Genomic DNA, 12,630 nt, shown 5'->3' with positions numbered 1-12,630 from the left:
GCCCTTGCGCCGGCCGCAAAAAATCGCCGTGGACGTGGCCATTGTCGGGGCCGGGCCGGCCGGGCTGCTGGCGGCCCAGGCGGCGGCCAGGGCCGGGGCCTGGACGTTGATCATCGAGGCCAAGGCCCAGGTGGGCTGGCCCAACCACTGCGCCGAGTGGCTGCCGGGCCTGGTTTTGGGCCAGGGCCAGGTTCCGGCCGAGGCGCCGCGCGCCCGCGTTGGCGAGCTGGAATGCCGGGCCGGCCAGACGCGCGCCGTGGCGCGGGTGGCCGGGGTGGTCGTGGACCGGCCCACGTGGCAAAAGGCGTTGGCCGAGGAGGCCCTGTGGTGGGGCGGCTCGTTGACTTGCCGGGCCAGGGCCCTGGGCCTGGACGAGGACGGCCGGTTGTTGGTCGCGGGCCCGGCGGGGCGCTTTGCCGTGCGGGCCGGGGCGGTGATCGTGGCCGACGGGGCCTTGTCGCCGCTGGCCAGGGCCTTGGGCCTGGGCCGCCAGGCCGGCGCGCCGGCCATCAACCTGGAAGTGGAGGCCGGGCCGAGGCCCTGCCGGCCGGCGGTGGAGTTTTGGCCCGAGCTTTTCGGCTATGGTTGGAGCTTTCCCAAGGGGGCCACGGTCAACATCGGCCTGGGTGGCGTGACGCTGGGCCGGCGGCGCTTGCCGGCCTTGCTGGCCGCCTGGCGCGAGTCTTTGTTGGCCCAGGGGCTGATCGGGCCCGGGGTCGTCCGGCGGGGCGGCGGCTGGCTGGGCCACGACGGACCCCGCGCGGCCTTTGTCCGGGGGCCGGGCCAGACGCCGCTTTTGCTCTGCGGCGACGCGGCCGGCCTGGGTCACCCCTGCACGGGCGCGGGCCTGCCCCAGGCAGTGGATTCTGGCCTGTTGGCCGGGGCGGCGGCGGCCGATCTGGCCAGGGGCGTGGCCGGGGCCGGGCCGGCCTATCAGGCCGAACTGACGGCGCGCTTTGGTCAATATCTGGGCCGGGGCCTGGCCGCCCGCCAAGGGGCCTGGGCGCTGTGGCGGGCCGACTGGCCGGCGGCCGCGCGGCGCTATTGGCCGCTGTGGCCGGCCGAGGCCGGGCGATGAGCCAGGCGGCGGGCGCGGAACTGGGCCTGTTCGTGCCGGGGATGATCGTCTACGACGGCCGGCGGGGGCGCTTTCCGGCGCTCAGCCTGGGCGGCGGGGCCTGCCGGCTGATGTGCCCCCACTGCCAGGGCCGCATGTTGGCGGGCATGACCGCGGCAAACGACCCACGGGCCCTGGTGGACCAGGCCAAGGCCGCCAAGGCCGCCGGCGCGCCGGGCCTGTTGATCAGCGGCGGCTGCGACCAAAACGGCCGCCTGCCCTGGGAGCGCTTTGCCGGGGCGCTGGCGCGGATCAAGGACGAGACCGGGCTCTACCTGGCCGTGCACGCCGGCTTTGCCGACGAGGGCCAGGCCCGGCTGCTGGCCGCCTCCGGCGTCGATCTGGCCATGATCGACCTCATCGGCGACGACGCCGTGGCCCGGCGGATCTATGGCTTGTCGGGCGTGGACCGCGTGGAGCAAAGCCTCCAGGCCCTGGCCGGGGCCGGATTGAACCTGGCCCCCCACGTGGTGGTCGGCCTGGATCACGGCCGCCTGGCCGGCGAGGAGCGGGCCGTGGCCATGGCCGTGGCCAGCGGGGCGCGGGTTTTGGTGCTGTTGGCCCTGCGGCCGCTGGCCGGCACGCCCATGGCCGGGGTCAGCCCACCGCCGCCAGCGGCGGTGGCCCGGCTGATCGGCCTGGCCCGTGGCTTGGCCCCGGAGCTTGTGATCAACCTGGGCTGTGGCCGGCCCAGGGGGCCCCACGCCGCCGAACTGGAACGCCTGGCCATCCTGGCCGGGGTCGACAACATCGCCGCGCCCTCGTTGGCCACGGCCCGCCTGGCCCTGGAGCTGGGCCGCCGACCGGTCTGGCGCGACATCTGCTGCGCCGCCTCGCCCAGCCTCTGCGTCGGCGCGCCCGGAGAACGACCATGGCCAGCGACCTGAGCCGCGTCAACCCCACCCTGCGCCTGAGCCTGGCCGCGGCCATGGAGCTTGGCCTGGCGCGGGGGTTTTTCGCGCGGGGGGCCAGGCTGCACTGCGTGAATCTGTTGCAGGAACTGCCCGGCGGTTGTCGGGCCAACTGCGCCTTTTGCGGCCTGGGCCGCCAGCGCTTGGCCCGGCGGGACAGCTTTATCCGCGTGGACTGGCCGCGCCGCGCCGCCGACGAGATCATCGCGCGCCTGCGGGCCGTGCAAGGCCGTGGCGTGGTCCAGCGGGTGTGTTTGTCGATGATCACCCACCCCCAAGCCCTGGACGAAGCCGTGGCCCTGGTCGAGCGGTTGCGCGCCGAGGTCGCGCCGCCGATTTCGGTGCTGGTCGCGCCCACCGTGCTGGGCCACGACGGCTTGACGCGCCTGCGTCGGGCCGGGGCCGAGCGCGTCGGGGTGGCCATCGACTGCGCCACGCCGGAGCTTTTCAGCCGCCTGCGCGGCCCAGGCGTGGCCGGGCCCCATCGCTGGGAGCTTTATTGGGACGCCTACGCCTGGGCCTTGGCCGTGTTCGGGCCGGGCCTGGCCGGCGTGCACCTGATCCACGGCCTGGGCGAGAGCGAGCGCGACCTGGCCCGGGCCATGCAACGGGCGCGGGACATGGGCGGCGCGACGCATTTGTTCAGCTTTTTTCCGGAAGCCGGCTCGTTGCTGCAAGACCGGCCCCAGCCGCCGCTGGGCGGCTATCGCCGCGCGCAACTGGCCCGCTGGCTCATCGACGGCGATCTGGCCGTGGAGGCAGATTTCGCCTACGACGATCAGGGGCGCATCGTGGGCTTTGGCGTGGGCGCGGCGGTCATCGAGGCGGCCCTGGAGGGCGGTCAGTGCTTCATGACCTCGGGCTGCCCCGGCCAGAGCGTGGCCGTGGCCTGCAACCGGCCTTTCGCCAACGAACGGCCCAGCCAGCCCCTGCGCAACTTTCCCTTCGCGCCCACGCCGGACGATCTGGCCCTCTGCCGGGCCCAACTGGTCGACTACGCCTGAAGCGCGTCCGGCCCATAAAACATAGTGTGCTTGTGGCCTAAGCTGTTGCCAAGGCCTCGGCGCTTTGGCACAATCGGAAAACGAGACTTGTTTTTGTCTGTCGCGCCGCCTGGATGGCGCGCTCCAACGTCATATGGGCGTCGCCTGCCCGGAGCGGATACCATGATCAGCCTTAAAAATATGAAAGTCGGGGCCAAGATCGGCGGTGGATTCGGCCTGGTGCTGTTGCTGTTGGCCGCGGCCAGCCTGCTGGCCGCGGCCGGCATCAACGGCATCGTCGACAACGCCCGCGAGGTCATCGCCGGCAACCAACTCGACGGCAGCCTGGCCCAGAAGGAGATAGACCATCTGGATTGGGCCGCCAAGGTCGGCTCGTTTTTGAGCGACCCCGAGGTCGGCGAGTTGACCGTGCAGCTCGACCCCAAAAAATGCGCCTTTGGCCAGTGGTACTATGGCGATGGCCGGCAAAAGGCCGAGCGCCTGGTGCCCAGCCTGGCCCCGTTGCTGGCGGCCATCGAGGAGCCCCACGCGCTGTTGCATCAGTCGGCGGCGCGCGTCAAGGAAGTCTTCCGCCAACCCCACCCCGGTCTGTTGGCCCGGCTTTCGGGCATCCTCGTGCGGCATCTGGAGTGGGCCAACACCGTCTGCCGCAAGCTCAACGCCCTGTGCCTGGGCGCGGCTGGCCAGGGCGGCGGCCCCGGCTTCGCGCTGGGCGTGGAGTTGGACCCGCAAAAATGCGCGCTGGGCCAGTTTTTGCGCTCGACCGAGGTGCAGGCGATGCGCCAGCGCTTCCCGGAGTTTGACCAGGCCATGGCCGCCGTGGCCGACCCGCACCAACGCCTGCACGCCTCGGCCGCCCAGATCCAGGATCTGACGCGCCGCGGGCTGATGGACCAGGCCTCGCGGGTCTATCAAAGCCAGACCCTGCCGGCCCTGGTCGAGGTGCGGCGCTTTTTGGATCAGGCCATCGAGGCCGAGCAATCGCTGCAAAACGCGGCCAACGAGGCCCTGGCCATCTACGCCCGGCAGACCCAGCCCAACCTGACCAAGGTGCAAGCCTTGCTCAACGACATCAGGGCCGAGGCCAAGGTCCACATCCTCTCCGACGAGGCCATGCTCGACCAGGCCATGACCACCCGGCTGACGGTGCTGATCATCGCCGTGGCCGCCCTGCTGCTGGGCTGCGGCCTGGCCGTGCTGCTGACCCGGGCCATCACCACGCCCCTGGGCGCGGCCCTGGCGGCGATCAACCGGGCGGCCGCCGGTGATTTCACCCTGCGCCTGAGCCAGGCCGAAACCGAGCGCGGCGACGAATTGGGCTTGATGCTGCGCTCGTTGCAGACCATGAGCGACCGCCTGGCCGACACCGTGCGCCAGGTGATCCAGGCCACCCACACCGTGGCCTCGGCGGCCAACCAGATCAGCCAGGGCAACCAGGATCTCAGCGAACGCACCCAACAGCAGGCGGCGGGCATCGAGGAGACCGCCTCGTCGTTGGAAGAGATGACCAGCTCGGTCAAGCAAAACGCCGGCAACTCGGCCGCCGCGGCCAAGCTGGCCGCCACCACCGCCCAGATGGCCCAGGAGGGCGGCCGCGTGCTGGAGCGCACCGTCGAGGCCATGGCCGACGTCAGCCAGAGCAGCCGCAAGATCGCCGACATCATCAACGTCGTCAACGATATCGCCTTCCAGACCAACCTGCTGGCCTTGAACGCCGCCGTGGAGGCGGCCCGGGCCGGCGAGGCCGGCCGCGGCTTCGCCGTGGTGGCCGGCGAGGTGCGCAACCTGGCCGGGCGCTCGGCGGCGGCGGCCAAGGAGATTCAGACGCTGATCTCCGACAGCGTGGGCAAGGTGCGCCACGGCAACGAACTTGTCGCCGATAGCGGCAAGATCCTGGGTGAGATCATCGAAAACGTCGAGCGGGTGGCCAACACCATCGGCGAGATCTCGGCCGCCAGCCAGGAGCAGGCTCAGGGCATCGACGAGGTCAACAAGGCCGTGACGATCATGGACCAGGCCGTCCAGCAGAACGCGGCCCTGGTCGAGGAGGCGGCCGCCGCCAGCGAAAACCAGGCCGCCGCCGCCGAGGAGTTGCGTCAGCAGATGGCGCAGTTCAAGGTCGATTAGACGTCGCCGTCGTTTTGCTCACGGCTGTGAATATTTTTCGCGGCCGGCCAAAGTTCGCTTGACAAAGCCCGGCGTGCGGCGCTACTTTCCCCTCTAGCGCGAGCCACGACCGCCCGCGCCGGCGCTGGATAGCGCCGCCTTCACGACCATGGGTCACGTACGCCCAAGTCGACGCTTAACCGCGTCCGGCTTTGGGCGTTTTTGTTTTTTTGGGGGCATGCCGGCGCGCGGGGTTGGGGGAAGACGCCTCCGCGCCGGCCGTGTAAAGGCAATCGCCGCGTCGCGGGAGGAGCAATGCCGCATCGATCATTGGCCGCGTGGCTTGTCTTGCTGGCGCTGACGCTATCGGCCGCCGCCTGCGCGCCCGAGCCCGCCGAGTGCCTGCCCGCCGCCCTGGCCGCCGCCCTGGCCGCCGGGCCAAAAAAGGCCACGCCCCAGCCCGGGGCCCTGAAGTGGATCAAGGTCTATTACGACGTCTCGACCAGCATGCGCGGCTTTTTGCCCAAGGACCGCAACAAGGCCGAGCCAGGCCACAATTATCCGCTGGTGGCGCGCTACGTGGGCGCGGAGTACGCGGCCCAGGGCGCGGTCAAGCTGCTGCACCGCTTTGGCAGGGGCATCGAGCCCTTTGGCCAGGGCCAGGGCCAGGACGACGACCAGCGACGGCGGCGGGGCTACGCCAAGGTCATGGAGATAGCGGGCATGGCCGGCGAGCCCTACGACGTGGCCTACATATCCGCCAATGGCGCGCCAGCGGACAAGTTCCACGACGAAAGCCGCCTGGAGCTGGCCCTGGAACAAGCGGCCAAAGAAGGGGACGACACCCTCTCCATCATCTTCAGCGACCTGTTTTTTTGCCACGGCCACTCGGCCAAGGGAATGATGGACCTGAGCAAGGCCGCCCTGGACCGGGCCCTGGAGGGCGGCAAGGCCGTGGGGCTGGTGGCCGTGCCCAGCCGCTTTGCCGGCGCCATCTACGATCTGCCCGGCCTGGACAGATTCACCTACGCCCATCCAGCGGGCAAGCTGCCGTTCTACGTGCTGGCCATCGGCCGCCCCAGGCATGTCAAGGCGTTCCTGGAGGCTATCGAGCGCGAATGCCTGGCCGGTCTGTCCCGGCAGGCCCTCCCGCCGCTCTGCCCGACGCCCGCGCCGCCGCCGGGGCCTGGCCGCCCCGCCAAGCCCAAGGACGAAGACAGCCACTATCGCGTCATCGTCTTCGGCGTCCCCGGCGCGGCCGGCCCCTGGACCATGGCCGAACTCTACGCCCAAGGCGCTTTGCGGCCCAGCTTAGATTTCGAACCCGACGACGGCCTGCTGCTCGACGAAGGCCTGTGGCCCAAGCACCAGGAGTGGCGGGTGCGGCCCGAATCGCCGTTGAGGTTGATCCTGCCCGCCGGCGACGACGATCACCCCCGTGGCCCCAAGGCCGCCGAGCTGGACTTCTCGCAGAAATGCTGGGCCTACCAAGGCTGGCAGACGGCCGGGCGGTGCGCCGATCGCTGGCGCGTGACGCCCGCCGAGGTCGCGCCGCTGGCCTGGCGGCAAGACAAGGCGTCCGCCGAGGCCAAGCCGCTGGCCGGGCGGCAAGACGACGCGTCCGCCGGCGTCGCGCGCCTGGCGCTGGGCCGGCCCACGGGCAGCGGGGCCTACTACCCCGATGTTTCGCTCACCTATCTGCTGTCGACCAAGGTGTGGGCCATCGCCCTGAGTTGGCCCGACGACGGCTGGATCGCCCAATGGGATTTCGCCGAGCGGCGGGGCGAGCGCCGGCCCGAGGAGATGGAGTTCCTGGGCACGCCCGACCTGCGGCAGTTCTGCGGCCACCTGCAACGGAGCTGCCAGCGCCTGGCCCGGCAAAAGCCGCTGGCGCAACTGGACATGTGCTTTCGCGTGATGGAATAGGAGTGGAGTCCGTCGATGAAAAACGCCTATCTCAAAGATTACTTGCGCAAGCTGATCTGCCTGGTCGCGGTGGAGCTGGCCGGCCTGGCCGCGTGGTATTTCCTCATCCCGCTGATCACCGGGCGCTGGTTGGTCAATTTGCTGCGCAACAAGCTCTACCCGTTGATCGACGAGTATGGCCTGGCCCAGACGATGATCAGGGGCCTCGGCGACGGCGTGATGATTGTGGGTGGCGCGACTTTGGTGCTTTTGGTCGCCTGGGCGGTGGTGCTCTATCGTTCGCGCCCGGCCGACCCGGCCGAGTGGCTGCGCGAGGCCAAGCGCACCCGCTGGTTCATGATCGTCCTGGCCTTCTGCCAGGCCGGCCTGGCGGGCGCCCTGGTCGGGTTATCCCATATTTTTGATCGGCTGGCCGTGGCCTATGTCGCCGCGTTTGGCTTTGTGTTTTTCGTGCTCCTGGCGGCGCTGGCCGTGTACCTGGGCTCTCCGACAATCTTCCGCGCGGCTGTTGCCAAGCGCGGCGCTCATTGATGCAGTGAGGCGGCAATGACAAAATGCTATCTGATAGGCATGGGCGGCACTGGGGCCAAGTGCCTGGAGTCATTCGTCCATCTGGCCGCAGCCGGCCTGATCGGCCACGACGTGTGGATCGGCATGGTCGACCAGGACGAGTCCAACGGCAACGTGACGCGGACCAAAAACCTGCTCAGGAACTATGGCGGCCTGCACACCAGCCTGCGCAGCGGCGACAACGACCTGGGCCAGAGCCCGTTTTTGCGCTCCAAGGTCGACTTCCCCACCGAGACCGACGGCGCGCAGGGGGCCTCCACCGCCGTGTGGGCCCCCGCGCCCGGCGTGCCCAATCTTTCGGAGCTGTTCAGTGAAGCACTGATGGTCCCCGACCTGAAAAACCTCTTTCACACCTTTTTTGATGGACAGGACCGCCAGACCAAGCTCGACGTGGGCTTTCGCGGCCGACCCTACCTGGGGGCCACGGCCCTGCAATCCAAAAGCCTCAGCGGCGCGGCCTTTTGGAACGACCTGCTGGGCAGCCTCAACCTGGTGCGCTCGGGCTTGAAGGTGCGCATTTTTTTGGTGGCCTCGATCTTTGGCGGCACGGGGGCCTCGGGCATGCCCATCCTGGCCCGCAAGCTGTGGGAGCGGGTCAAAAACATGGACAACGGCGACAGCTTCAAGGTGGGCGGCTGCATGATGCTGCCTTACTTCAGCTTTCCCCAGGTGCAGGGCGACGGCGCGTTCATGAATTCCTCGGACTTCCTCGGCCAGACCCAGGGCGCGCTGAAGTACTATCATCATTTGTTCCGGGACGAGTCCTTCGCCCAGAAACGCCTGTTCGAGAGCCTCTATTTCGTGGGCTGGAACCCGCTGATCCCACTGGACTACGAGCAGATCGGCAACCGTGGCCAGGAGAATCCCTCGCTCTTGCCCGAACTCTACGCCGCCCTGAGCGCGGCGCGTTTTTTCACCAAGGACGAAAGCGGCTATTTCTACACCAGTTGCCCCGGGGTCAAGGAGACCCTTTCGTGGAACGCCCTGCCGGGGATGAGCGTCGACCACGGCGACCGGGAGATCGGCCTCAAGCACGGCCTTGGCTCGCTGTGCCGTTTCGCCTTCGCCTTCCTCAACGCCTACGGGCCCTACATGGGCCGCAAGGAGCACGAGGCCTATCGGGGCCAGCCGTGGCGGCAAAAGCTCATCGACGAGGCGCGCGTGGACCTGTCCGTGGACGCCAACGCGGAGACGTTGCGCAACCTGCACGGCTATTGCCGCGACGTCCTGGGCTGGCTGGCCGCCCTGTGCCACCTGCCCCTGGGCGAGGACAACCGCACCGCATTGGTGGAGGCCATGGCCTTCGCCGAAAAGCCGGCCAAGGTCACCCGCGGCCAACCGCCCCTGCGGCCGGCCGAACAGTTCGACCGCAAGTCCTTCGCCAACCTGGTCCACGACGCGCCGGCTTCCGACTTGGCCGGGGTGTTCTGGCGGGTCAACCAGGGCCAGCCGCCGGCCCGCGCCAACGGTTTGGGGCGCTTCGTCGGCGCGCTGCACGAGGCCTGCCAAATCAGTTGAGGTCAAACCGGAAAACGCCAGGCGTCACGCCTTGACGGGAGAAAACCATGAGCGACAACAATCTCGAGCCGCGGCTTGTGCTGCCCCCCGCCAGCAAGATCATCCTGCCCCTGGGAGCGGTGGGCGAGTGGGAGCGCATGACCGGCGAAAGTTCCATGTTTCTGCACACCCTGGCCGAGGCCCTGGACGTCACCAACATCGACCAGAACGTGGCCCGCATTTTTTCCATCCCCGACGTCTGGGCCCAAGTCGAGCTGTTCAAGACGGCCTTTGGCGATGGCAACCACGTGCTCCACGAGCGCTTCGTGGCCGCTTGGCGCGGCATGCTGGCTCTGCTGGCCCTGACCAGCCTGCGCGACCTGCCGGTGTATTCCAAGGTGCTGCGTGTCAGCACCCTGGCCGCCCGGCCCTTTCACGGCGACGCGGCGTCGGCCACGAACAAGGTCAACCTGGCCGAGGTGCTTCACGGCATGCGCCCGGCCGAATGCCTGCTGCGCGACCGTCAGGACCAGGCCTGGGACCAACTGGCCTTGCTCTACGTCGACCGCGCGGTGGTGGACCTGCTTTCGCCCACGACCCTGGTCTGCCCGGCCCGGGGCAAGCTGAGGCTCAACGTCGGCGGCCTGCCCTGGATCGTCGACGGCCGCTTCACCGATCCCATCCTCTGCAAGCACTTGACCCTGGACGATTATTCGGCCATTCACCACTACGTGGATCATATCCAAGAAAGCATCAACAACATACCCGACGGCCTCAACCACGACCTGCACGGCCACCTCAACAAACAGCTGCAAGAATATCTGGACGCCCTGCGGACGGCCATCGGCCCGCGCGAAATGACCAAGATGGCCCTCGGTGAATCTTCGGCCATCGAGACGCCTGATTTTTCCATCTACGCCTTGCTCAACAGGCTGCCCTCCTGCCTGGACAATGGAGGCATGGTTTCCGACGTGGCCCTGCCCGAGCAATACTGGACCCTGAGCGGCGCGGTGGCCGACCGGCGCCAGGTCGTGGTGCGCATCGACGACCTGCCCAAACAATGGGGCCTGCCCGAGACCGACGTCACCATCTGGCGGAGGGTGTCCTACAGCCACTACGACAGCCTGAACCAGGCGCAAAAAGACAAGCTCCGCGCCGAGATGCGCGCCGCCAACACCATCATGCTCGGCGTCGACGACATCTTCACCGACAGGCTGCACAAGCTCGACAACGCCTCCATCGACGCGCACCCCCAGGGCATGGAGGGCTACATCCTGCCGCTCAAGCCCAAGATGCTCTATTTCATGACCCCCGATCAGATCAAGGTCGCCCTGGCCATGGAGGACTACGGCGAGGCCATCACGGTCAGCCTGCGTCTGGAGCTGATCTCCAGCCGCGCCGGCGAAAAACGCCAGGCCATCATCAAGAAGCGCTACCCCCGCGAAAGCGTCAAGGTTGGCGCGCCGCCCATGTTGGGCGTCTACCCCAGGTTCACCCATCCCGGCTTTGGCCAATACTTTTTTCCCTACAGCGGCAACACCAAGATCAGCCCCCTGGTCGACCTGCCGTTCTCGACCTGCTTTGCCGAAAAAAACCTGCGCAGCGGCGACAACGATCTGCTGGACGTGGTGCAAAACGACAAGTTCGCCTTTGACGCGGGGCTGGCCGTCAATGTTGTCCGCGAAAAGTCCACCGTCACCGGCCTGCTCTCGGGCGTGATGCGCATGGACCACCAGCCCAGCGCCATCATCTGCCGTAGCGAGGAGCCGACCGAAATAAAGACCACCGAGACGCGCTTGGCCGGCGTGATCCTGCTGCCGGCCATGGAGGCGGCCCACTCCAGTGACGAGGATTGGCGCATCGCCATCGACCTGGGCTCCACCAACACCTCGGCGTACTGCCGCCGCGGCCGCAACGACCCCGAACCGATGGTGTTCTCGCCCCAGATCCTCATCCCCCTGGGCCGCGAGCGCGACACCTGGCGTGACGAACTGTCCCTGCGCTTCCTGCCGCCGGAACAGACCGCCCTGCCGGTGCTGAGCTGCCTGGAAGACTTTCACGACCTGGCCAACGGCTACGACGGGCCGCTGATCGACGGCCGCATCTACTACCAGTTGGATATCCGGCGGGCGCTCAAAGGCTATCTGGAAGACCAGGAGAAGGGCCGGCGGCGCATCAACTTCGACCTGAAGTGGCGGGCCGAGGTCGACGACATCCGCCGGCTGATTGTTTATGTGGGGCAGTTGGCCCTGCAATCGCTGGTGGATGTGGTGCAAAAGGGGGCCGACCCGCGCCGCGTGAATTGGGTCTTTTCCTACCCGCTGTCCATGGGCCGGCACATGATCGATCTGGAGGGTTGCTTCTGCAAGGCCGTGGCCGCGCTGTTGGGCGAAGACAACGTCGGCGAGGCCAAGGCCCGCAGCGCCTTCGTCACCGAGAGCCTGGCCGCGGCCGGCTATTTCCGCCACAAGATGAAAACCTCTTTCGCCGGTTCGGCCATCACCGTGGACATGGGTGGCGTCACCAGCGATATCTGCCTGTGGCGCGACAACCAGCTCATCTGGCAGTCATCGCTGAAGTTCGGCGGCCGCGACCTGCTCATCGGCTACCTAAACCACCGCCGCGACCTGCTGGCCCACATGGCCGGCAAGGGCCCCAACAAGTCGTCGCTGGACGCGGCCCTGACCGAGCTGGGCGCAAACAAGGAGAACAAGGCGCACCTGACCTACGCCATCGAGATGGTGGTCAACAGCCCTGATTTTGGCCAGATGCTCGACGCCAACATGGCCATGTATCGTTCGTCTCCGCCCTTCGCGGGTCTGGTGCTGGTGGCCAAGGTCGCCCTGGCCGGCCTCTGCGCCTACATGGGCATGGTCACCCAGCATTTCCGGCTGGACGCCCCGTTGGTCGACGACCAGACGCCCATGAAGTTCTGCCTGGGCGGCCGGGGCAGCAAGCTGTTCAAGTCGGTGATCGAGTCCGACAAGGAGTTCCTGGACGGGCTCAAGGCCATCTACGAGAAATATTCGCTGGGCGGCGGCGCGTTGGAGTTCGTGTTCAGCCAAGACCCCAAGCAGGAGGTGGCCTACGGGGCCTTGCTGAGCTCGGACGACCTGCCGCTGCACATGGGCGAATTCTCCACGGCGGTGATCAGCGGCGAGGACATCGACGTGGGCGGTCGGCGCATCAGCCATTACGAGGAGCTGAAAACATCCGACGTCGTGGCCGGGCTGGATGCGCTGGAGCTGACCCAGTTCGCGGCGTTCCTGCGCCTGTTCAGCCAGGTTTTCGCCATCCCGGCGCCTTGGGACGAGAAGGTGCGGCTCAAGCTGGTGGAGTCGGTGCGCGAGCAATACAACGCCGAGAAGAATCAATTGATCGACAGCGCCATGCCCACGACCAGCGGCGCGGGGCGGGTCATCCACGTCAGCGCGCCCTTCATCACCACGCTGAGGACTTATATCGACATCTGGATGAAATCCAACGGCGCGGTGTAGCC

General features: G+C 68.0%; 8 protein-coding genes. All 8 read left to right on the top strand.

Features of this window, described 5'->3' with window-relative positions; translation table 11 throughout:
- Window positions 1-4: 4 nt before the first annotated feature.
- The 8 genes from DEBA_RS15175 (at window position 5) to DEBA_RS15140 (ending at window position 12,628) form a co-directional block, all read left to right on the top strand.
- On the top strand, window positions 5-1,078 hold the full coding sequence (locus DEBA_RS15175; RefSeq protein ID WP_013259828.1) for an FAD-dependent oxidoreductase: 1,074 nt from the start codon (window positions 5-7) through the stop codon (window positions 1,076-1,078).
- Window positions 1,075-2,004 carry a radical SAM protein gene (locus DEBA_RS17435; RefSeq protein ID WP_013259827.1) on the top strand — a complete coding sequence of 310 codons (930 nt, stop codon included), beginning with the start codon at window positions 1,075-1,077 and terminating at the stop codon, window positions 2,002-2,004. Before DEBA_RS15175 ends, DEBA_RS17435 begins: the two co-directional genes overlap by 4 nt.
- On the top strand, window positions 1,989-3,032 hold the full coding sequence (locus tag DEBA_RS15165; protein ID WP_013259826.1) for a radical SAM protein: 1,044 nt from the start codon (window positions 1,989-1,991) through the stop codon (window positions 3,030-3,032). Before DEBA_RS17435 ends, DEBA_RS15165 begins: the two co-directional genes overlap by 16 nt.
- Window positions 3,033-3,194: 162 nt before the next feature.
- Entirely contained in the window at window positions 3,195-5,159 is a 1,965-nt protein-coding gene (locus DEBA_RS15160) for a methyl-accepting chemotaxis protein (protein ID WP_013259825.1), read from the top strand.
- Between the two features lie 294 nt (window positions 5,160-5,453).
- Entirely contained in the window at window positions 5,454-7,064 is a 1,611-nt protein-coding gene (locus DEBA_RS15155; protein WP_013259824.1) for a hypothetical protein, read from the top strand.
- A 15-nt stretch (window positions 7,065-7,079) separates the two neighbouring features.
- Window positions 7,080-7,595: a hypothetical protein gene (locus DEBA_RS15150; RefSeq protein WP_013259823.1), complete on the top strand. Its 516-nt coding sequence runs from the start codon at window positions 7,080-7,082 to the stop codon at window positions 7,593-7,595.
- 15 nt (window positions 7,596-7,610) lie between these two features.
- Window positions 7,611-9,152: an FtsZ/tubulin family protein gene (locus tag DEBA_RS15145; protein WP_013259822.1), complete on the top strand. Its 1,542-nt coding sequence runs from the start codon at window positions 7,611-7,613 to the stop codon at window positions 9,150-9,152.
- A gap of 47 nt (window positions 9,153-9,199) precedes the next feature.
- Window positions 9,200-12,628 (top strand): hypothetical protein, encoded by a 3,429-nt coding sequence (locus tag DEBA_RS15140; protein ID WP_013259821.1) that lies wholly within the window; start codon window positions 9,200-9,202, stop codon window positions 12,626-12,628.
- Window positions 12,629-12,630: the final 2 nt, after the last annotated feature.

It is taken from the genome of Desulfarculus baarsii DSM 2075 (assembly GCF_000143965.1).
In the GTDB taxonomy this organism is placed as follows: Bacteria; Desulfobacterota; Desulfarculia; order Desulfarculales; family Desulfarculaceae; genus Desulfarculus; species Desulfarculus baarsii.
Note: the sequence above shows the minus strand (reverse complement) of the source record. Positions and strands in the feature narration are given on the sequence as shown.

What these genes read in the sequence shown, in the direction of transcription:
- DEBA_RS17435 (WP_013259827.1), top strand. Translation starts at nt 1,075, where the DNA reads ATGAGCCAGGCGGCGGGCGCGGAACTGGGCCTGTTCGTGCCGGGGATG.
- DEBA_RS15165 (WP_013259826.1), top strand. Translation starts at nt 1,989, where the DNA reads ATGGCCAGCGACCTGAGCCGCGTCAACCCCACCCTGCGCCTGAGCCTG.
- DEBA_RS15160 (WP_013259825.1), top strand. Translation starts at nt 3,195, where the DNA reads ATGATCAGCCTTAAAAATATGAAAGTCGGGGCCAAGATCGGCGGTGGA.
- DEBA_RS15155 (WP_013259824.1), top strand. Translation starts at nt 5,454, where the DNA reads ATGCCGCATCGATCATTGGCCGCGTGGCTTGTCTTGCTGGCGCTGACG.
- DEBA_RS15150 (WP_013259823.1), top strand. Translation starts at nt 7,080, where the DNA reads ATGAAAAACGCCTATCTCAAAGATTACTTGCGCAAGCTGATCTGCCTG.
- DEBA_RS15145 (WP_013259822.1), top strand. Translation starts at nt 7,611, where the DNA reads ATGACAAAATGCTATCTGATAGGCATGGGCGGCACTGGGGCCAAGTGC.
- DEBA_RS15140 (WP_013259821.1), top strand. Translation starts at nt 9,200, where the DNA reads ATGAGCGACAACAATCTCGAGCCGCGGCTTGTGCTGCCCCCCGCCAGC.